The sequence below is a fragment of the Yinghuangia aomiensis genome (assembly GCF_039542225.1).
GTDB lineage: Bacteria > Actinomycetota > Actinomycetes > Streptomycetales > Streptomycetaceae > Yinghuangia > Yinghuangia aomiensis.
Genome location: NZ_BAABHS010000025.1, coordinates 14,961 through 35,914, shown reverse-complemented (window position 1 = coordinate 35,914; position 20,954 = coordinate 14,961). Strand labels below are relative to the sequence as shown.

Sequence of the window (20,954 nt, the reverse complement as noted above, 5' to 3'; positions counted from 1 at the left end):
GACGCCTCCGCCCGGGTGGGCGGAGGCGTCGGTGTGCGGTGCCGAGGGTGAGTCGTCAGACGGGCCACCCGCCGTTGTCTGCGATGAGGTAGCAGGTGACGGATCCACCCGCGGTCAACCCGATCTGCGAGGGGGCCGCGACGAGTGTCGGGAAGGCGCCGACGAGCGTGAGCAGAGGGCCGGATTGGACTCCGGTGAGGCTGCCGGTGCCGTCGAGTGACGCCGTCACAGTCGTCCCATTCGGGTAGGTCGTGCCGTCTATGGTGAGGGTCAGCTGGCTACTCGAACGCACGAACTCGGTGTCTATCTGCCCGAACGGGCACGTGTAGCTCGCGTAGCCCGGGGCTGCTGCTGCGGGCGAAGCCGCCGCGAAGGAGCCGAGCGTGAGGGCGACTGCTGCGCTGGAGATCAGGGTGCTTCGCAATGCGGGCAAATCGGGTATCCCTCTCTCGAAGGCTCGTTGGGGAAGAGCTCATGAAAGGCGCCGGAGATACGACGGAGTCCCCGCCCGGACGGGCGGGGACTCCGCGTGTGCTGCCGGGTTCGGAGTAACCCGCCGGACATGCACAGTTGTTAACCTTGACCCCCTGAACGCCCGCCGAGCCCCACGGAACGGGCCCCTGCCGGTGCGTCCGGGCCGAGAGCGCCCGCGGCTCTCCTCGTATTAGCGGTACGAGGAGCGAGAACCGTGGGCGCTCGGAGCCGGGCCGGACTGCCCCGTAGTGCGGGGCGTCAGTGGAGTCGACGGGTCATCAGACGTTCCAGCCCCCGTTGTCGGCCGTCAGGTTGCACGTCACCGAGGAGGGGGTCCCGCCCGGGATGCTCAGAATGATCTGGCTCGGAGCGTGGGTCAGGGTCGGGAAGCTCGGCCCACTGGTCAGGCTGATGGTGTCGTAGTGGCCGGCGGCCAGCGTCGCCGTCGGTGTGCCGACGCCGTCGAGGGTCGCATTGATCGTCGCCCCGCCGGTCGGGACCGTGTAGCCGCCGGACCCGCTCAGGTCGGCGTTGAGGGTGAGGGCGGTGCCGGAGCGGACGAACTCGGTGTCCACCGAACCGAAACCGGTGCAGCTGTAGGTGGCGTACCCGGGGGCGGCCATCGCCGGGGAGGCCATCACGATGACGCCGGTCGTGAGGCCGGCCGTGGCAACGGCGGCGGCCGCAATGCGCTTGATCTTGGACAAGGCTCTGCGTTCCTTTCGGATCCGACCCGGCGCGACGCCCGCATGATGCACGCGACGCTCGTTCCGGGTCTGACGACGGGATTGCGTGGTGCACGGACAGGGCAACGGCCCTAACCGGTGGAGCCTGGTGCGGGCCGGTCGAATCCGAGGCGGCCCACCACACAGTGAAGCGCTTGATCTGTATGTCGTCAATAAGCATCGAGGCGTTTATCGGGACACTTCGTTCCGTGTGCAACCGATTGGTTATAACGTCTTTCTGTCGCACCGTCAGGTTCGTTTCCTGGTGACACGTGTCGACTGGTGAGGACCTGTTTTTCCTATTGACTTCGGGGCTTATTCCAGGCAAGTTCCGCGGGAACCATCGATCCTCCGCACGCCGTTCCACTAGCCCGGCGCCGACGACTGGTGATCTCGATCGTGGGCAGCGGCTGCGGCCGATATCCCTGGTGCCCCCGGCAGCAGGGCCGTTCACGAAGGAGCACAGTCCTGGTGATGCGAAGAATGCGCCCCCGGCGGGTCACGGCCGCTGTGGCGACGGGGGTCTTGGCGGTGACAGGCGCGGTGATCCTGTCGTCGCCGGCCGCCCAGGCTGCCGAGGTCGACTACACGTCCACCTGCACCAACGACTTCATGGGTCCGGTGGGCGACACCCCCACCAAGGTCGACATCGTGGTGTCGCCCGTCAAGGACAAGTACACGGTCGGCGACCAGATCACGGTGACGTGGAAGTGGCTGGCCTACAACAAGGTTCCGCTCAACAGCCCGATCTCGGTGCCTGCCGACTCGACCAAGCCGGTCGGCGACATCCAGCTCTCCGGCGCGCAGTCGGACGTGTGGACGCTCGAAGGGCCGCAGAAGAACCCCCTTGCGGCGCCTGGTGAAGAGCTCAAGGTCGAGAACATGACCAGCACGTTCACCCTGTCGGCGCCGGGCACGTTGAACCTGGCTCCCAAGGGCTACCGGACCATCACCGACGCCGGCATCGCGAAGTCGACGACCACGTGCGTCCCGGCCGCGGGACAGGTCCCGGGCATCTCCGCCACGCTCACGGTCGAAGGTCAGCAGACCGCCGACCCGGTGGTCACCGGCCCGGCCGAGTCCCACGCGGGCTGGGAAATCGACCTGTCCGGAAGCAACTTCGCGCCGAACGCCACGCCGCAGCTTTCGCTGTGCGGGGCCGACGGAGGCAACTGCGATGCGGCCAGGTTCGCGTCCAACACCCTGGCCATCGACGGTCAGGGCAAGCTCACCGGCAAGGCCACGCTGAGCGCCGACCCCTCGAAGGTTCCGGCGGGCAGCTACACGGTCAAGGTGTCGGACGGCGTCAAGTCCGCCTCGTACCCGATCAACATCACGATGTACGTCCCGGCCGACCCGCGTGAGGCCAAGGCTTCGCCCAACGTCGCGGGCGTCGGCGAGACCGTCACGATCTCGGGTAAGAACTGGCGGGTGAACAGCAACGTCTCCGTCGTCGGCATGAAGGCTGATGGTTCCCTTATCGGCACCACCCAGTCGATGTTCACCGACGCGTGGGGCTCGTTCTCTGCGCCGTTCACCATCACCGACCCGGACATCGTCAACATCCGCGTCCGTGAGGGAATTTCGGCCACCAAGCTCGTGCTGATCCCGTTCACCGTGCGTACCACCCCGCTGCTGTCGCAGGGTGTGTCCGTGAGCCTCGCGCCGGGCGCGCTGTCGATGACGCAGGCCGGGGATGGTCTGAACTTCGGCAGTGTGACCCTGAACGGTGAGGCCCAGACGGTCAAGGCGAACCTCAACCAGGTCACCGTCCTCGACGCCCGCGGCGGCAACCTCGGTTGGTCGCTCACCGGCTCGATGACCGACCTGGTCGCGGCCAACGGGACCGACAAGATCCCGGCGGGCAACCTCTCGTGGACGCCGTCGTGTGCGGCGGGCGCGGGCAGTCTGAGCACCGTCACGAACGGCACTGCGGGCGCGCTCGGCACGACGCCGTCGGCGCTGTGCAGCGTTGCCAGCAACGGTGCGACGTCCGGTGGCAAGTTCACCGGCGACGCGGAAATCTCGCTCACCACCCCGCAGTTCGCTGCTGCGGGTGCGTACACGGGGACGCTCACGCTGACCCTCATCTGACGTCCTCGGACGTCGGCCCCCTTGTGGGGATGAACGGCCGGGCCCCCGGCGCACCGTACGACTCCAGTTCCATGGGATCGACGCAAACGATGCGCCGGGGGCTCGCCGTGTTCGCGGCCGAAACCCGACGGTTGCCGGGCCCCAGCATCGGCAAACACAGCACTGCTTCGGCCGATGGTTCCTTCCCATTCCGTTCCGTACGCGAGTAGTCGAGGAGACCTGTGTCTCGTTTCGGAAGAGTCCTGTCGCGGCGTGGCGGCGCCGCGCTCGTGAGCGCCGGCCTGCTGGCCGGCGGCGTCGGGCTGAGTGCGCTGGCACCGGCCGCCTATGCGGGTACCACCACCCCGACCGTGCACTGTGTGCTGCCGGTAGGCCAGGGTGAAGGCACCGGTCCGCAGAGCATGGACGTGACCCTCACGCCGGCCAACGCGGCGCCCGGCACTCAGGTGCACGCCGTCGTAACGCTCGGCGCGGGTCCGGTGAACAGCACCCAGACCCTCTCCAACATCCCCACGACGCCGTCCATCCAGCTCGCGATGAGCGGTGGGGCGACCGGCAACGTGACGGTCACGGGTCCGACCGTCCCGATCAGCACCACCAACGGTCAGCCGGTGATCATCCCCACCTACGAGGGCGACTTCGTCCTGCCCAACACCGCCCAGGGTGTTGTGAACTTCACGCCGATCCAGACCAATACCAAGACGGTCGTGCTCGGCGGCACCTACAACACCCCCTGCGATGTGGTCTCCGGCGCGACGAGCATCGGCAGCGTCAACGTGCAGGGCCCCGGTTCCGAGCAGCCGACGCTGACCGCGCCGGTCGGCACGGTGCGCCCCGGATACACCCTCAACTTCGTCGGCCTCGGCTGGCCGGTCGGCCAGACCCCCACGGTGGACGTCTGCCCGACCGGGGGCGGCGCGTGCATCCCCTCGGCGATCAGCAACAGCACCCTGGCGATCTCGTCGCTCGGGGAACTCGGCGGCACCGGAACCCTCCCGATCGCGGGCATCCCGGACGGCAGCTACACGGTCACCGTGACGGCGGGTACGAAGCAGGCGTCGAGCACCATCACCGTGCAGGCGTTCGTGCCCACGCCGGGCGTCCGCAACGCGACGATGACGCCGGTCACGGGCCCGGTCGGCACCAATGTGTCGATCACCGGCAGCGGATGGAAGCCGAACTCGAACGTGACCGTCGTCGCCATGGACGCCGCGGGCAATCTGACGGGCAGCACGAACTCGGCCTTCACCACCCCTGACGGGAACGTCTCCGCGCAGTACACGATCACCGATGCGGCGACGACCAAGGTGCGTGTCCGCGAGGGCATCTCCTCGACCAACGTCGCCTTCATGCCGTTCACCGTCGTCACCGCGCCGCCGACCGTGGCCGTCTCCACGCAGATCACGCACCGTAATGGTGTCGTGAACCTGAGCGGCGCCCACTGGGCGCCGGGTGCCACGCCGACCGCTGCCCTCTGCGACACGGCGGGCAACAACTGCAACGCGGCGTCGCTGACCAACTCGACGCTGTCCGTCAACGCGAGCGGCGCGCTCAGCGGCTCCGTGACAATCGGCGGCAGCGTGGCGTTCAACAACTACACCGTCAAGGTCACCGCGGCCGGCGTCTCGGCGTCCGCGCCGATCACGGTGCAGCAGCGCTGGATCAGCCTGTCGCCGGACCACGGTCCGCTCGGCACCTGGGTCACCATCACCGGCAAGGACTACGCGAACTGCACCTGGATCAAGATCTACGGCATCAACGCGGCCGGCCAGGTCACCGACGACTACAGCTACGCGCAGGCGGACTGCGCGGGCAACTGGGTGACCTGGACGAAGATCCAGGACCCGAACACCGTTGCGCTCGTCGCGTCGGAGACCTTCGCCCCGAGCAAGAAGGCGCAGGCGTCGTTCACGATCACCCCGTGACGCAGCGCCGGGACCACGGCAGTTCGTGATCCCGGACAATGCGGACGGCACAGTACCGGCCCCGGGCGCATGAACCGCGCGCCCGGGGCCGGTGCTTCATCCGCTGGGTCAGGATGCGCGCGGCGGCAACCTCGGCTGGGTGCTCACCGGTTCGATGACCGACCTGGTCGCGGCCAACGGCATGGACAAGATCCTGGCGGGGAACCTCGCCTGGGTTCCGTCGTGTGCCGCGGGCGCGGACAGCTTCGGCACCGTGAACTCCGGCACCGCCGATGCGGCGCTCACCCGCACCACGCCGCAATTCATCGCGGCGGGTGCGTACACCGGAACGCTCACGCTCACTCTCATCTGACATCCCCAACAGAGCGCTGTGCCCGGCCCTCGATCAGCCGGATGCTCCGCACCAAGGAGAGACCATGCCCAGATTCGAACTACGTCGGCTGGCCGTCGCGTTGCTAACCGGAGCCGTGGCTTCCGTCGGAGCGGTCGTGCTGTCGCCCGCGGCACACGCCGAGCAGGTGACCTACACCTCCCAGTGCACCAACGTGCTGGCGCCGGGGCTGCCGATTCCGCCGTCCGAGACCAAGGTCGACATCTCCGTATCGCCGGCCAAGCCGACGTACCGCGTCGGCGAGGTGGTCACCGTGTCGTGGAAGTGGGGCGCGTACAGCAACGTGCCGGAGGCCAGTCCGATCGACTATCTGCCCGAGAACTCCACGCTGCCCGTCGGGCAGATCACCCTGAGCGGCGCGCAGAACGGCGTGTTCACCGTGGAAGGCGAGCGCAAGAACGCGCAGACGCCCAAGGGGCAGCCGCTGATCATCACCGACATGTCGGCGCCGATGCTGCTGACCGCGGCGGGCACGCTCGATCTGACGCCGAAGCAGTATTCGACGTTCACGGCCTTCGGGACGTTCGACGCGGAGACCCAGTGCCTCCCGGTGACCTCGCCGACGAAGTCGACGTCGATCATCGTCGAACCCGGAGAGATCCCGGCCGGGCCGCAGCTTGTCGTGCCGTCGGGCGAGGTGCGGCCGGGCGCGGACGTCGCACTCGGCGGCACGGGCTTCGCGCCGAACGCGACACCGAAGGTCAAGCTGTGCGAGACCGGCGGCAACAACTGTCTGAGCAGCCGCTTCACCGCGCGGAACCTGACGATCGACGGCTCGGGCACGCTCGCCGGGACCGCGAAACTGGCGGCGACCGGTCTGCCCGACGGGCAGTACCTGGTCGAGGTCTACGACGGGGTGTCGGTGGTGCGTGCGCCGATCACCATCAAGGTATTCACTCCGGTGGGCAAGCCGACCGCGGTCGCCGACATCACGACCGGGCCCGTCGGGACTGTGGTCACCATCCACGGGGACAACTGGCGCGCGAACGGGGGCGTCGGCATCGACGCGTTGGATGCCGACGGCTTTCCGCTGCTCGGCCGCATCAGCGTGTTCGCCACGGCGGAGGGGGTCCTCCCGCCGACGCAGTTCACCGTCACCGACCCGGCCACGGCGACGATCCGCGTCCGGCGCGGCACCTCGGCGACCGAGGTCGTGCGGATCCCGTTCACCACGATCCATGGGCAGAGCGGCCAGACCACGTCGGTCACGCTCAACGCGGGCGCCTTGGCCATGACACAGGCGGGTGACGGCCTGGACTTCGGCACGGTGACGCTGAACGGCGAGGCGCAGACGGTCAAGGCGAACCTGAACCAGGTGACGGTGACGGATGCGCGGGGCGGGACGCTCGGGTGGTCGCTGACGGGTTCGATGACCGACCTGGTGGCCGCCAACGGGACCGACAAGATCCCGGCCGGGAACCTCGCGTGGACGCCGTCGTGTGCGGCCGGGGCGGGGAGCCTCAGCACCGTGACCCACGGCACCGCCGGTCCGCTGAGTTCGGCGGCCTCGACGCTGTGCAGCGTGGCGGCGGACGGCAAGACGTCGGGCGGCCGCTTCACCGCCGACGCGGAAGTGGCGCTGACAACACCGAAGTTCGGGGCGTCCGGCGGCTACACCGGGACGCTCACCCTCACCCTTATCTGATCAAGGAGTGCGGTACCTGATGCAAGGGCGAAGAACTGTCCGGGCCTCCGCGGCCGCGGTGGCGGCGTCGCTCGGCGTCGTGGGGGCGGTGGTGCTGAGCGCACCGGCCGCGCACGCCGCCGAGGTCGACTACACCTCGGCGTGCAAGAACGACTTCCTCGGTCCGGTCGGCGAAACCGCGACCAAGATCGACATCTCGGTATCGCCGGTCAAGGCCACCTACAGCGTCGGCGACACGGTTACCGTCACGTGGAAGTGGCTGGCCTACAACAACGTGCCGGCCAACAGTCCGATGACGACCATCCCGGCGAACTCCACGACCCCGTACGGCGACATCATCGTGTCCGGCGCGCAGACCGACGCGGTCGCGCTGGAAGGCCCGGCACAGCATCCGGCCGCGGACGCGGGAACGCCGCTCAAGGTCGCGGACATGATCGGCACGCTCCGGCTCACCTCGCCGGGCACGGTCACCCTCGCACCCAAGGGCTACAAGACCGTCACCGACGTCGGCATCGCCAAGTCCACCACCCTCTGCGACCCGGCCGCCGGACAGGTGCCCGGCATCGCCGCGACGCTCGCCGTCGAAGGGCAACAGAGCACCGAACCGGTGCTCGACGGCCCGAGCGACTCGATGCCCGGCCTGACGATCGACCTCACCGGGCACGACTTCGCCCCGAACGCCACACCGCAGGTGTCGCTGTGCGCGGCGGACGGCAGCGCGTGCGACGCGGCGAAGATCGCCGGGAACACCCTGGTCATCGACGGCCAGGGCAAGCTGTCGGGGAAAGCGACGATCGCCGGGCTGGGCATCCCGACCGGCTCGTACGCGGTGCGTGTCTCGGACGGGACGAAGTCCGCGACGCACGTCATGACGATCACGAAGTTCGTGCCGAGCGGGCCGCACACGGCGATCGGGAATGTGACCAGCGGGCCGATCGGCACCGTCGTGCACGTCACGGGCGAGAACTGGGACGCGAACGCCGAAATAGCGGTGCTTGCCCTCGACTCCGACGACTTTTGGCTGGCCCCGGTCGTCAGCGTCAAGGCGACGCCGGACGGCAAGTTCGCGGCGGACTTCACCATCGACAACGAGTGGGTTCGCAAGATCCAGGTCATGCAAGGCGGCAACGAAGACACGGCGGTGAGGTTCCCGTTCACGATCACCGGGTCCGCGGTGCAGCAGAACGCGTCGGTGACGCTGGCGCCCGGGGCTCTGTCGATGGCTCAGGCCGGCGACGGTCTGGACTTCGGCACGGTGACGCTCAACGGCGAAGCCCAGACGGTGAAGGCGAACCTCAACCAGGTCACCGTCCTCGACGCGCGCGGCGGCAACCTGGGGTGGTCGCTCACCGGGTCGATGACCGACCTGGTCGCCGCCAACGGGACGGACAAGATCCCGGCGGGAAACCTCGCCTGGACGCCGTCGTGTGCGGCCGGGGCCGGGAGTCTGAGCACGGTCGCGAGCGGTACGGCGGGAGCGTTGGGGCAGACCCCGTCGACGCTGTGCAGCGTCACCGCCGACGGGAAGACCTCCGGCGGCAACTTCACGGCCGAGGCCGAGGTTTCGCTGACCACGCCGAAGTTCGGTGCCGCCGGGAGCTACACCGGCACCCTCACCCTGACGCTCATCTGACAAGGAGCGCACCGACATGCAGACGCAAAGAACGACACGAACACGCGCGGCCGTCCTGGCCGGTCTGATCGGGATCACCGGAGCGGTGGTCGCGGTGGCGCCCGGGGCACAGGCGACGGAGGTCAGTTACACCTCGGCGTGCAGGAACGACTTCATCGGGCCGGTCGGGGAGTCGTCGACGAAGGCCGACGTCACGGTGTCGCCGGTGAAGGACACGTATGCCGTCGGGGAGACGGTGCGGATCGACTGGAAGTGGCAGGCGTACAACACCGTCCCGGTGAACAGCCCGGCGGGCGTGCCGGAGAACTCGACGCAGCCGTTCGGCGACATCGCGCTGTCCGGTGCGCAGACCGGTGTGGTGCAGATCCAAGGGACGCCGGTGAACCCGCCGGCGAACCCCGGGGAGCCGCTGAAGGTCACGGATATGACCGGCACATTCGTGCTTACCGCGCCGGGGACGCTGACTCTTGCACCGAAGGGCTACAAGACGGTCACCAACCTCGGGGGCATCTCATCGACGACGACGTGCGATCCGGCGGCCGGTCAGGTGCCGGGGGTCGTGGCGACGCTGGCCGTGGAGGGACAGCAGACGTCTGACCCGGTGCTGTCGGGGCCGCCGGAGTCCCACCGCGGGTGGGAGATCGAGCTGACCGGCAGCGGCTTCGCGCCCAACGCCACGCCGCAATTGTCGCTGTGCGCCGCCGATGGCTCGAACTGCGACGCCGGGAAGTTCACCGCGAACACCCTGGCTGTCGACGCGCAAGGCGCGTTGTCCGGCAAAGCGACGTTGATGACCATCCCGACCGTACTGCCGGACGGTGCGTACCTGGTGAAGGTCTCCGACGGGGCCAAATCGGCGTCGTACCCGATCAGCATCACGCCTTATGTGCCGGCCGGGCAGCCTGCCGCGACGGCGACTCCGAGTGCGGGGAAGGTCGGTGACATGGTCACCATCAAGGGCGTCAACTTCCCGCCGCTCACCGGCGTCATCGTGTACGAGTCCAACGCCAACGGAGACATTCTGGGCGGCATGGACAACGCGGTGGCCGACGAGATGGGCAACATCACCGCGGCGATGACGATCTCGAACCCGGCGACCACCGTGATCCGCCTCTCCGACTTCGGTGCGCTCAACGTCGACGCGCCGTTCACCGTCCTCACCGTTCCGCCGCTGTCGCAGAGCGCGTCGGTGACGCTGGCGCCGGGTGCGTTGGCAATGACGCAGGCGGGTGACGGTCTGGACTTCGGCACGGTGACGCTGAACGGCGAGGCGCAGACGGTCAAGGCGAACCTGAACCAGGTGACGGTGACGGATTCTCGTGGCGGCACGCTCGGGTGGTCGCTGACGGGGTCGATGACCGATCTGGTGGCGGCGAACGGGACGGACAAGATTCCGGCCGGGAACCTGGCGTGGACGCCGTCGTGTGCGGCCGGGGCCGGGAGCCTGAGCACGGTGACCAACGGTGCTGCGGGGCCGTTGAGTTCGGCTGCGTCGACGCTGTGCAGCGTTACCGCCGAAGGGGAGACGTCCGGCGGCAAGTTCACCGGCGACGCAGAGGTCTCGCTGACGACGCCGAAGTTCGGTGCCGCCGGGGGCTACACCGGCACCCTCACCCTGACGCTCATCTGACAAGGAGCGCACCGACATGCACACGCGAAGAGCGGCACGAACACGCGCGGCCGTCCTGGCCGGTCTGCTGGGGATCGCCGGGGCGGTGGTCGCGGTGGCGCCGGGGGCGCAGGCGACGGAGGTCAGCTATACGTCGGCGTGCAAGAACGACTTCATCGGGCCGGTCGGGGAATCGCTGACAAGGGCCGACGTCACGGTGTCGCCGGTGAAGGACACGTACGCCGTCGGGGAGACGGTCCGGATCGACTGGAAGTGGCAGGCGTACAACACCGTCCCGGTGAACAGCCCGGCGGGCGTGCCGGAGAACTCGACGCAGCCGTTCGGCGACATCGCGCTGTCCGGCGCCCAGACGGATGTGGTGCAGATCCAGGGCCCGGCGGTGAACCCGCCGGCGAATCCCGGGGAGCCGCTGCGAGTCTCCGACATGACCGGCACGTTCGTGCTCACCGCACCGGGGACGCTGACCTTGGCGCCGAAGGGCTACCGGACGGTCACCAGCCTGGGCGCCATCAAGTCGACGACGTCGTGCGATCCGGCGGCCGGCCAGGTGCCGGGGGTCGTGGCGACGCTGGCGGTGGAGGGGCAGCAGACCGCCGATCCGGTGCTGACCGGCCCGGCGGAGTCCCATCAGGCGTGGGACATCGAACTGTCGGGCAGCAACTTCGCGCCGAGCGCGGCACCTCAGTTGCTCTTGTGCGCACCCGACGGCACCAACTGCAACGCGGGCGGGTTCAGCGCCAACACTCTGGTGATCGACGGGCAGGGCAAGCTGTCCGGCAAGGCCACGCTGAGCATGTTCGCGGCGGACGGCTCGTACACGGTCAAGGTGTCGGACGGGGTCAAGTTCGCGTCGTACCCCATCGCCGTCAGCACCTACGTGCCGACCGACCCGGCCACCGCGACCGCGACCCCGAACGTGGGGGGCGTGGGTGACGTGGTCACCGTCACCGGGCAGAACTGGCCCGCGATCGACAACGTCGAGGTCGCGGCCGTCAACAAGGACGGCGTCATCACCGGTGACTCGGTCGACGGAAACACCGACGGCCACGGAGCCTTCAGTACGCAACTCACCATCAGCGAAAGCGGCACGACCCACATCCGGGTGCGCTACCCGTCGTCGGACACCGTGGTCCTGATCCCGTTCACGGTGCGCTCCGTCCCGGCGCAGACGCAGAACGCGTCGGTCACGCTGGCGCCCGGTGCGCTGGCGATGACGCAAGCCGCTGACGGTCTCGACTTCGGGACCGTGACGATGAACGGCGAGGCGCAGACGGTCAAGGCGAACCTGAACCAGGTGACCGTCGTCGACGCGCGCGGCGGGAACCTGGGGTGGTCGCTCACCGGGTCGATGACCGACCTGGTGGCCGCCAACGGGTCCGACAAGATCCCGGCGGGGAACCTTGCGTGGACGCCTTCGTGCGCCGCCACCGCGGGGAGCCTGAGTTCGGTGGCGAACGGACAGGCGGGCCCGCTGAGTTCGGCATCGACGCTGTGCAGCGTCACCGCCGACGGGAAGACCTCGGGCGGCAAGTTCACCGCGGATGCCGAGGTCTCCCTGACCACACCGAAGTTCGGTGCGGCGGGTGCCTACACGGGGACGTTGACGCTCACGCTCATCTGATCGACGCATCGGAAAAAGGAAGGGGAAGGCCGTGAATTCGGTGCCGCGGCGGTATTTCCGGGTGGCGCCGTGGGGTGGTGCGAATTCGCGAAAGCGGCGACACGCCGAATTCCGGTGATGGTGGATCGGACGGCAACGGCAGCAGCCCCGACGCGCGACGCGCGTCGGGGCTGCTGCCGTTGCCGTGCCGTGCGGAGTGCGTGCGGCGGCTCGGTCAGACCGGCCAGCCTCCCTGGTCGGAGGTGAGGATGCAGTTCCAGACCACGGTGGGTACGCCGTTGCCGGCGTACGTGATCGAGACGACGTGCGGTGCGGTGGTGAGCGTCGGGTACCCCAGCTGGCTGATGAGGGTGATCGCCGGGTAGGACCCGGGAGCGAGCGTCGCGGTCAGCGTGCCGACGCCGTCGAGGGCCGCACTCACCTGCATGGTGACAGGGGTAGTGATCGGCACGTTGATCGTGTCGACGACTCTGGTCGCGCTGCGGTCGAACTTCATGCCCACCGCGGAGAATCCCGATCCGCAGTCGTACGTCGCATTCCCCGGCGCGGCCGCGGCCGGCCCCGCCAGCGCGACCGTCCCCGCGGTCACGACCGCCGCTACGGCGGCAGTTGCGGAAAAACGTTTGGCCACGGATGTCATGGTGCTTCCCTTCTCGGTGCCGATCGAGAACGTGTCGGAATGCACGATGGCGCCGTGGAGGGCGGGTACCCGCCGGGGTGCGGCACCGCGGGTTGGTGCGGTGCCGCACGCTGAGAGAGGCGCCGTACCGGTGGTGCGGCCGCCTGCCGGATTCCGGCAGGCGGTCCGCGGTCGACCGGTGAGGCCGCTCAGATCAGGGTCAGCGTGAGCGTTCCCGTGTAACCGCCCGAGGCGGTGAACTGCGGAGTGGTGAGCGTCATCCCCGCGTCCGCCGTGAAGACGCCGCCGGTGGTCTGCTCGCTTGCCGCCTGGCTGCACAGCGTGGTCGGGACCGCCCCCAGTTGTCCCGCCGGGCCGTTGGCGACCTGGCTGAGGCTGCCCTCCTGGGCGGCGCACGACGGAGTCCAGCCGATGTTGCCGGCCGGGATCTTGTCGGTGCCGTTGGCGGAGAGGAGGTCGCTCATGGTGCCGGTGAGCGACCAGCCGAGGTTGGTGCCCCGGCCGTCGGTGACGGTGACCTGGTTGAGCGTGCCGTTGACCGTCTGGGCCTGGCCGTTGAGCGCGACCGTGCCGAAGTCGATCGCCCCGCCGTTCTGGGCCATGGCCAGCGTGGGCGGCAGCTGGACGGCGGCGGGTTGCGCGCCGGGGCCGGTGCCGTCCGCGGCGAGGGGGGCTCGCGCGGGTGACGCGGGTACCTGCGCGGGTGCCTTGGCCGGTGGTGCGGCCGCCTGGGTGGACGGCGTGCCGCCGGCTGCCGGGGTTGCCGGGGCCGATGTCGCCCCGCCGGTGGCGGGCGGGGTGCCCGTGGCGGTCCCCGGTGCCGAGCCGGTCGGGTCCGCCGTGGGCGAGGCCGCGGGGTCGCTCGGCTGGGTGGGGGTGGTCGGCGGCGTCCACGTAGACGGTGCCGTCGGCCGTCCCGGTGACGTCGGCGTGGCCGGTGTCGACGGGGTCGGTGTCGGTGTAGGCGGTGCGTTGACGTCCGCGGTGACCGCGGCCGCCGCCAGGTCGCCGCCCGCGACGACCGCGCAGACGGTCTGCTGCGGGTCGGTGTCCGTCCGCACGGACGTGACCAGCCTGCCGACGGTGAACTCGATGGGGCCGTTCGCCTCCGCCGGGACCGTGAAGTCGCCCTCGTAGGGCGGGATCATCGGCACCACGCCGGGGGCGGAGTCGAGCGGTACCTCGGGACCCGTCACCGTGACGGTGCCGGTTGCGCCGCCGCGCATCACGAGGTCGATGCTCGGTGTGGTCGGGGCCTGCGCGGCGCCTGTCGCGTTCGCGGTGCTGCCCGGGCCAAGGGTGATCTTGGCGTGTACCGAGCCGCCGGGGGCGACGACCGCGGGCGTGAGTTCGACGGTCACGTCCTGCGGTCCCTCCCCTTCGCCCAGGCCGGCCGGGAGGACGCAGTGGGTCGTGAGCGTCACCGGGGCCGCGGCGTTGGCCGCGGGCGCGAGCACGGCCGCCAGTCCGGCGGCCGACAGGGCCAGCGCGGCCCCGGCGGCGACGCCCGTGCGGCGCGGCCGACTTCGTATCGATCTTGTCCTTTCGTGCACCTGGCTCCCCTCCGGGATCGAAAGTCCAGCCTGCCATTAAGCGCTGGTTCATCATGCGATGTCAACGGCCGATAAACGGAATTCAAGGTCGACACGTGTCGAGTACACGAAACCGTTGTGAAAGGCCGGGCGATGAATCCGAATTGGGGGCGTGTGCGCGGCGGGGCTCAGGCCGCGTGGTGGCCCGTCGGCGCGCTGCGCGCGGGCGCGTTCGGGGCGAGTGACGGGGTGATCGATGGAGTGATCGACGGCGGGATCGATCCGCGGCCGTCGTGGTGGATCGGGCCGCGGGTCACCGACAGCGGTACACCCGACCCGCCGCGGCGGTGCGCGATGATCTCCGCGGCCACCGCGATCGCCGTCTCCTCGGGTGTGCGGGCGCCGAGGTCGAGGCCGATGGGGGCGCGAAGGCGTGCCAACTCCGCTTCGGTCAGGCCGACTTCACGGAGTTTGGCGAGGCGTGTCTCGTGGGTGTGGCGCGAGCCCATTGCGCCGACGTAGGCCACGGGGAGGCGCAACGCCCGTTTCAGGAGCGGGATATCGAACTTCGCGTCGTGGGTGAGGACACACAGCGCCGTGCGGCCGTCGACCTCGATCGAATCGAGGTAGCGGTGCGGCCAGTCGACGACGACGTGGTCGGCGTCGGGGAAGCGGCGGCGGGTCGCGAAGACCTCGCGGGCGTCGCAGACGGTCACGTCGTAGCCGAGGAACTTGCCGACTTTCACCACCGCCGCGGCGAAGTCGACCGCACCGAAGACGATCATGCGCGGGGGCGGCGTGTACGCCTCGACGAACACCGTCGCGCTGTCCGGCCCGGCGGCGGCGCACGGGCGGCCGTCGGAGTCGTAGGTGACCCGGCCGCAGCGGCCGGTGTCGAGCATCGCGGCGGTCTCGCGGCGGACCGCGGACTCGAACGCCGGCGTGCCGCCAAGACTGCCGAGTGCTTCGTCGGGCCCGTGTACGACGAGGGTCGCGCCGAGCCGGTGCGCGGGACCGGCGACGACCCGGGCGACCGCGACCGGGCGCCGGTCCGCGATCGACCGCAGCGCCGCGTCCGCGGCGGGCTCCGGGTGTACGAACACGTCGATCACGCCGCCGCACGTCAGGCCGACGGCGAACGCGTCCTCGTCGCTGTACCCGAAGCGCCGGAGCACCGGGGTTCCGGTCTCCAGCGCCTCGCGGCACAGTTCGTAGACGGCGCCTTCCACGCACCCGCCGGAGATGCTGCCGACGGCCTCGCCGTCCGCGTTCACGGCCAGCGCCGCCCCGGGGAGGCGGGGCGCGCTGCCGGCGACGTCGACGACCGTGGCCAGGGCGAAAGGCTTGGCGTCGGCCTTCCACGCGGTCAGCTCGGACACGATGTCGAACATCGTCATCTCCCCACGGTTGCTCGGAAGACGCCGAGGATCAACCGCCCACGCCGGGGAGGGGGTCAGCTGACCCCGAGCCCCTCCTTGATCGGGTGCAGCGCGTACCAGGCCACGAAGGCCACGGCGAGGATCCACATGAGGACGCCCGGATCGCGCCACTTGCCCTGCGCGGTCTTGATGAGCGTGTACGAGACGACGCCCGCCGCCACACCCGCGGTGATCGAGTAGGTGAACGGCATGATCACGATCGTGAGGAAGGCCGGTACCGACGCCGACAGGTCCTCCCAGTCGATGTGCCGCACCTGAGTGATCATCATCGACCCGATGACCACCAGGGCGGATGCCGCGACCGGGCCCGGCACCATACCCGCGACGGGCGTGAAGAACAGCATGATCCCGAACAGGCTGCCGGTGACGATGCTGGACAGGCCGGTGCGTGCGCCGTCGCCGACACCGGTCGCCGACTCGACGAAGACCGTCTGGCCGGACGCACCCGCGAAGCCGCCGATCATGCCGCCCGCGCCGTCCACCGCCAGGGCCTTGTTGAGACCCGGCATGCGGCCCTTCTCGTCGACCAGCTTCGCTTCCGAGCCGATGCCGATGATCGTCGCCATCGCGTCGAAGAAGCCCGCGAACACGAGGGTGAAGACCAGCACGGACGCGGTGATGCCGCCCGCGCGCGAGAACCCGCCGAACAGGTCGACGTCGCCCAGCAGCCCGAAGTCCGGCGACTCGACGATCTTGTCGGGCAGCTCCGGCACCGCGATGCCCCACGCCTTCGCCGGGACGTCCGCGACGGCGTTGACCACCATCGCCACGATCGTGCCGATCACCAGGCCGATGAGGATCGCGCCGCGCACCTTGCGGGCCATCAGCATGAAGATCACCAGTGTGGTGATGGCGAAGACCACCACGGGCCAGCCCGCCAGCTCCTCGCCGGCGCCGAGGGTCACCGGACCGCCGCCGGGCGCCGGGTTGCGGCCCACGAAGCCCGCGTTCACGAAGCCGATCATCGCGACGAACAGGCCGATGCCTATGGTGATCGCGTGCTTCACGGACATGGGGATGGCGTTCATGACCATCTCCCGGAGCCCCGAGAAGACCATGATCATGATGATCGCGCCGTAGATGACGCACAGGCCCATCGCCTGCGGCCACGTCATCTCCAGGATCACCGCGTTGCCGACCACGCCGGACACGCTGAGCCCGGCCGCCAGCGCCAGCGGCGCGTTGCCGACGACACCCATGAGGATGGTCGTCACCAGCGCCGCGAGCGCCGTCACCGTGGTGACCTGGCTCGGGTCGAGCTTGTGCTGGTCGACGTCCGCGCCGCCCAGCATGATCGGGTTGAGCAGCAGGATGTACGCCATCGCCATGAAGGTCGTGACGCCGCCGCGGAACTCGCGCGCGACCGAGCTGCCGCGCGCGCTGATCTTGAAGTACGAGTCCAAGGGACCCCCGCGGCCCGGCGGGGCCGGGGTGCCGGGTTCTCTGGGGCCTTGCTCTGAGTCCGAGTGCACAGAAATCTGCGTCATGGACCACTCCCAAGTGTCTGAGGCCGTTGTTGGGGTGGTGCGGAGCCGGGCTCCGCGCGCGCGAGAGCATGCCGCAGCGGGCAGGCGCGGCGGCGCGCGGGGCCGGATTGTGCGTTCGGGGGCGCGTTTACGGTGTCTTCCGGCAGATGGGTCGCACCTGCCCGGAAGATCAACCGGTAACGATCAACGGGCTTGCGGGGTGGCTGAGTCCGCCTTGCGGGCCGCGGCGAGACGCACCGCGTCCATGATCTTTTCGTAGCCGGTGCAGCGGCACAGGTTGCCCGACAGCGCCTCGCGGATCTCCGCGTCGCTCGGCTGCGCCTTGCGCTCCAGCAGGTCGTGCGTCTGCACGAGCAGACCGGGGGTGCAGAAGCCGCACTGCACGGCACCCGTTTCGAGGAACGCCTGCTGCACGGGATCGAGCGTGTCGCCGTCGGCCAGGCCCTCCACGGTGCGGACCTCGCGGCCCTGCACCTGGCCGGCCGCGACCAGGCACGAGCAGACCGGGTCGCCGTCCAGGTAGACCGTGCAGCTGCCGCACTCGCCCTGCTCGCAGGCGTTCTTGGAGCCGGGGAGGCCGACACGCTCGCGGAGCACGTACAGCAGGCTCTCGCCCTCCCACACGTCGTCCGCTTCGGTCCGGCGGCCGTTCACGGTGAAGGTGACCCTCATGCGGCGGCCCTCCCGGCGGCGCGGAACTCGGTCCAGCTCCAGGTCAGCGTCCGGCGCGCCAGCACCGCGAGCGCGTGGCGGCGGTACGCGGCACTGCCGCGCACGTCGTCGATCGGGCTCGCCGCCTCCGCCACCAACTCGCCGAACCGCCGGACCACGGCTTCGCCCAGCTCGCCGCGGGTCTCCCACCCGCCGGTGTCGGCCAGCTCGGCCGCGATGAACTCCTCCGCGGCCGTCGCCCGGCGCGGCGTCGGCGCCGCCGAACCGATCCCGGTGCGGACCGTGCCCGCCTCCGGGTGCAGCGCGATCCCGAACGAGCAGACGGCGATGACCATCGCGTTCCGGGTGCCGATCTTGGCGAACTGCTGCGGCGCGGTCGCCGAGGGGACGTGGACCGCGAGGATCAGCTCGTCCGGCTCCAGCGCGTTCCGCTTCACCCCGAGATAGAAGTCGTCGATCGGGATCATCCGCGTGCCGCGCTCCGCCGACGCCACCTCGACCCGGCCCCCCGACGCGAGCAGCGCCGGATGCGCGTCGCCCGCCGGAGACGCCGCGCCGAGGTTCCCGCCGACCGTGCCGCGATTGCGGATCTGCGGCGAACCGACCGTGTGCGAGGCCAGCGACAGACCGGGCAGCCGGCCCGTCAGCTGGTCGATGATGCGCGTGTACGAGACGGACGCACCCAGGCGCACCACGTCGTCGGCGCCGATCTCCCACGTGTGCAGCTCGGGAATGCGGTTCAGGTCGAGCAGGGCGGGCGGACGGTGCCGGTCGAAGTTGATCTCGACCATGACGTCGGTGCCGCCGGCGATGGGCACCGCGGACGGGTACTCCGCTTTCGCGGCGAGCGCCTCGTCCCACGTCGCGGGGCGCAGGAACTCCATAACGGGGTTCTCCTCCTGTTGTTCCGGCCGCGCGCGGGGCGGGCCGGAGTGCCGTGCCGTGGTGGAGGGGGCGCCGTGCCGTGCACCGGTCTCCGTCTGCTTGCTCCGTCGTGCTGCTTTCTCTGCCGTTCTGCCTTCCCTGTCTTTCTCTGTCTCACAAGGTGTGACCCAGTACACATAGCCGGGGCGGTCCGGGTGTAGCCACCGAAGGCATGAAGCGTCGCACCGGGTTGTCCGCTTGTTCTCGTAGGTTCGTCCAATCGTTCACCCCCACCCGCTCCCGGTAGGACGGACACGCTGCGCACTTGCGGCAGAAAACGCACGCGAACGTGGGAGATCATGGTCGGAGCACGTGTGGTGGGAGGCGAAACGGTGCGGTTGAGGGCGCTGCTCGACGGCGGGATGCCGGGGCTGCGGCTCCTCACGGGCGAGGAGGAGCTCGACCGCGGCGTCCGCGGAGTGATGACGACCGACCTGCACGACCCGGGCCGGTACCTCGGCGGCGGCGAACTGGTCCTGACCGGGATGCTGTGGCGCTCCAAGCCGGAAGACTCGGAGGCCTTCGTCCGGGTCCTCGTCGCGGCCGGCGCCGCGGCGCTGGCGGCCGGGGTGACCGAGGTCGGACCGGTGCCGGACGACCTGATCGAGGCCTGCGCGCGGCACCGGCTGCCGCTGTTCACCGTCGACGAGGAACTGTCCTTCGCCCGGCTCACCGAATTCGTGGTGCGGCGGGTGTCGACGGAGCGCGCCAGCGACCTGGGCGCGGTCGTCGACCGGCACCGGCGCCTCGTGCAGGCGGCGACCGGCGGGGCCGGCCTCGACGGGATCCTCGGGCTGGTCGCCGCGGACATCGACATCCGCTGCTGGGTGCTGTCCATGACCGGCCGCCAGGTCGCCGCCGGAGCCGGCCCGCTCGACCCCGACCTGCGCACGGTGCTGGCGCGGGGACACCTGCTGGCGCGGGCCCGGCGGGCCCGGGTGCCCTACCGCGAACGGGTCGGGGGCCAGGTGTTCTCGATGCTGCCGGTCGAGCGTTCGGCTGCGCTCGGCGGGGCCGGACTGTGGAGCGAGTGGTGCCTCGTCGTCGAGGAGGACGTCGCCGACTGGCCCGACCGGCGGCGCGGGCTGCTCGACGAGCTGGTGCGGCTGGTCGCCGTGGAAGCCGACCGGGTCGAGGACGGCCGTCGGCTCGGCCGTCGGCTGGCCGAGGACGTGCTGGGACTGCTGGGCGCCGGGGCCGACCCGGGCGAGATCGCGGCCCGGCTGCGGGTCGCGGAGCCGGACGCCGTCGCGGAAGACCAGCCGGTGACGTGGCAGGTCGTGGCGGTGACGCTGCGCGTGCCCGAGGACGCGCGGGGGTCGGAATCGGGGGCGGACGCGCGGGGGGCCTCGGGAGCATCCGGGCGGGGTCGGGCCGGTGCTGCGGCGGGTGTGCCGGGGGGCGGCTTCAGCCGGTCCGGTGCGGCCGCGCCGGACGGTTCCGCCGCCGTGCCCGGCGGATTGGCGCCGGTTCTGCCGTTCCGCCCGGAGCGCGGGCCGACCGCCCGCACGCTGCTCGAAGAGGCGCTCGCCGAACTGCCGTGGGCGGTCCTGGCGGCCCCGTCGGGCGATGGCGCGGTCGCCCTCGTTCCCGGCCCGGCACCCGACGCCGCCGCGCTGCTCCGCACCCGCCTCGACGGCCTCGCCGACGCCGCCGACGCGGGCATCCGCGCGGGCATCGGCGTCAGCGCCCCGGTCGTCCGCGCGGACGGCCTCCGCGGAGCGCTGGAGGAGGCCTGGCACGCGTCCCGGATCGCCGACGGCCGACCGGGCGCCTTCGAGGTCGTGGGACATGAAGAACTGGCGTCGCATGTGCTGCTGCTGGCCGCCGCACCGGAAGGCGTGCGGCGCGGCTTCCGCGACCGCCTGCTGACGCCGCTTCTGGCCTACGACGCCCGCCACCAGGCGGAGCTGGTGACCACGCTGGAAGCCTTCCTGGACTGCGACGGCTCCTGGACCCGCTGCGCGGCCCGCCTGCACGTGCACGTCAACACACTCCGATACCGGATCGGCCGGATCGAGGAGCTGACAGGGCGGGACCTGTCGCGGCTGGAGGACAAGGTGGACTTCTTCTTGGCACTGCGGCTGAGGTGACGGATCGCGGGACGGGGGGATCCGTTCGG

At 70.3% G+C, this 20,954-nt stretch carries 16 protein-coding genes; 8 read left to right on the top strand and 8 right to left on the bottom strand.

The window, feature by feature from the left end:
- Positions 1-55: 55 nt before the first annotated feature.
- Positions 56-433, bottom strand: a complete 378-nt coding sequence (locus tag ABEA93_RS29370) for a hypothetical protein (RefSeq protein ID WP_345678855.1) — start codon at positions 431-433, stop codon at positions 56-58.
- 319 nt (positions 434-752) lie between these two features.
- Positions 753-1,181 carry a hypothetical protein gene (locus ABEA93_RS29365; RefSeq protein WP_345678854.1) on the bottom strand — a complete coding sequence of 143 codons (429 nt, stop codon included), beginning with the start codon at positions 1,179-1,181 and terminating at the stop codon, positions 753-755.
- Between the two features lie 489 nt (positions 1,182-1,670).
- On the opposite strand from ABEA93_RS29365, the gene ABEA93_RS29360 reads away from it, so the two are divergent.
- The 7 genes from ABEA93_RS29360 to ABEA93_RS29330 all read left to right on the top strand — a co-directional run bounded on the left by ABEA93_RS29360 (position 1,671) and on the right by ABEA93_RS29330 (position 12,138).
- Positions 1,671-3,293, top strand: coding sequence for a WxL domain-containing protein (locus tag ABEA93_RS29360; RefSeq protein WP_345678853.1), 1,623 nt, complete (start codon positions 1,671-1,673; stop codon positions 3,291-3,293).
- A gap of 221 nt (positions 3,294-3,514) precedes the next feature.
- Positions 3,515-5,218 (top strand): hypothetical protein, encoded by a 1,704-nt coding sequence (locus tag ABEA93_RS29355; RefSeq protein WP_345678852.1) that lies wholly within the window; start codon positions 3,515-3,517, stop codon positions 5,216-5,218.
- 139 nt (positions 5,219-5,357) lie between these two features.
- Entirely contained in the window at positions 5,358-5,570 is a 213-nt protein-coding gene (locus tag ABEA93_RS29350; protein WP_345678851.1) for a hypothetical protein, read from the top strand.
- A gap of 64 nt (positions 5,571-5,634) precedes the next feature.
- Positions 5,635-7,254: a WxL domain-containing protein gene (locus ABEA93_RS29345; RefSeq protein WP_345678850.1), complete on the top strand. Its 1,620-nt coding sequence runs from the start codon at positions 5,635-5,637 to the stop codon at positions 7,252-7,254.
- Positions 7,255-7,273: 19 nt separating this feature from the next.
- Positions 7,274-8,887, top strand: coding sequence for a WxL domain-containing protein (locus ABEA93_RS29340; RefSeq protein ID WP_345678849.1), 1,614 nt, complete (start codon positions 7,274-7,276; stop codon positions 8,885-8,887).
- Between the two features lie 16 nt (positions 8,888-8,903).
- On the top strand, positions 8,904-10,517 hold the full coding sequence (locus tag ABEA93_RS29335) for a WxL domain-containing protein (protein WP_345678848.1): 1,614 nt from the start codon (positions 8,904-8,906) through the stop codon (positions 10,515-10,517).
- Between the two features lie 16 nt (positions 10,518-10,533).
- Entirely contained in the window at positions 10,534-12,138 is a 1,605-nt protein-coding gene (locus ABEA93_RS29330; protein ID WP_345678847.1) for a WxL domain-containing protein, read from the top strand.
- A gap of 214 nt (positions 12,139-12,352) precedes the next feature.
- On the opposite strand, the gene ABEA93_RS29325 is transcribed toward ABEA93_RS29330, so the two are convergent.
- The 6 genes from ABEA93_RS29325 to ABEA93_RS29300 all read right to left on the bottom strand — a co-directional run bounded on the left by ABEA93_RS29325 (position 12,353) and on the right by ABEA93_RS29300 (position 18,792).
- A complete protein-coding gene (locus tag ABEA93_RS29325; RefSeq protein WP_345678846.1) occupies positions 12,353-12,769 on the bottom strand; it encodes a hypothetical protein in 417 nt (138 codons plus the stop codon).
- Between the two features lie 197 nt (positions 12,770-12,966).
- Positions 12,967-14,331, bottom strand: coding sequence for a hypothetical protein (locus tag ABEA93_RS29320; RefSeq protein ID WP_345678845.1), 1,365 nt, complete (start codon positions 14,329-14,331; stop codon positions 12,967-12,969).
- A gap of 167 nt (positions 14,332-14,498) precedes the next feature.
- Positions 14,499-15,701, bottom strand: coding sequence for an XdhC family protein (locus ABEA93_RS29315; protein ID WP_345678920.1), 1,203 nt, complete (start codon positions 15,699-15,701; stop codon positions 14,499-14,501).
- Positions 15,702-15,763: 62 nt separating this feature from the next.
- Complete coding sequence (locus ABEA93_RS29310) at positions 15,764-17,236, bottom strand: NCS2 family permease (RefSeq protein WP_345678844.1); 1,473 nt, start codon at positions 17,234-17,236, stop codon at positions 15,764-15,766.
- Positions 17,237-17,419: 183 nt separating this feature from the next.
- Positions 17,420-17,908, bottom strand: coding sequence for a (2Fe-2S)-binding protein (locus tag ABEA93_RS29305; protein ID WP_345678843.1), 489 nt, complete (start codon positions 17,906-17,908; stop codon positions 17,420-17,422).
- Positions 17,905-18,792, bottom strand: a complete 888-nt coding sequence (locus ABEA93_RS29300; protein WP_345678842.1) for an FAD binding domain-containing protein — start codon at positions 18,790-18,792, stop codon at positions 17,905-17,907. The genes ABEA93_RS29305 and ABEA93_RS29300 overlap by 4 nt, the downstream gene beginning before the upstream one ends.
- Before the next feature lie 339 nt (positions 18,793-19,131).
- On the opposite strand from ABEA93_RS29300, the gene ABEA93_RS29295 reads away from it, so the two are divergent.
- Entirely contained in the window at positions 19,132-20,925 is a 1,794-nt protein-coding gene (locus ABEA93_RS29295) for a PucR family transcriptional regulator (protein WP_345678841.1), read from the top strand.
- The last annotated feature ends 29 nt before the right edge of the window (positions 20,926-20,954 follow it).

Excerpts from the sequence above, each read along its gene's own strand:
- ABEA93_RS29345 (WP_345678850.1), top strand. The coding sequence starts at position 5,635 with ATGCCCAGATTCGAACTACGTCGGCTGGCCGTCGCGTTGCTAACCGGA.
- ABEA93_RS29340 (WP_345678849.1), top strand. The coding sequence starts at position 7,274 with ATGCAAGGGCGAAGAACTGTCCGGGCCTCCGCGGCCGCGGTGGCGGCG.
- ABEA93_RS29335 (WP_345678848.1), top strand. The coding sequence starts at position 8,904 with ATGCAGACGCAAAGAACGACACGAACACGCGCGGCCGTCCTGGCCGGT.
- ABEA93_RS29330 (WP_345678847.1), top strand. The coding sequence starts at position 10,534 with ATGCACACGCGAAGAGCGGCACGAACACGCGCGGCCGTCCTGGCCGGT.
- ABEA93_RS29315 (WP_345678920.1), bottom strand. The coding sequence starts at position 15,701 with ATGTTCGACATCGTGTCCGAGCTGACCGCGTGGAAGGCCGACGCCAAG.
- ABEA93_RS29310 (WP_345678844.1), bottom strand. The coding sequence starts at position 17,236 with ATGACGCAGATTTCTGTGCACTCGGACTCAGAGCAAGGCCCCAGAGAA.
- ABEA93_RS29305 (WP_345678843.1), bottom strand. The coding sequence starts at position 17,908 with ATGAGGGTCACCTTCACCGTGAACGGCCGCCGGACCGAAGCGGACGAC.
- ABEA93_RS29300 (WP_345678842.1), bottom strand. The coding sequence starts at position 18,792 with ATGGAGTTCCTGCGCCCCGCGACGTGGGACGAGGCGCTCGCCGCGAAA.
- ABEA93_RS29295 (WP_345678841.1), top strand. The coding sequence starts at position 19,132 with ATGGTCGGAGCACGTGTGGTGGGAGGCGAAACGGTGCGGTTGAGGGCG.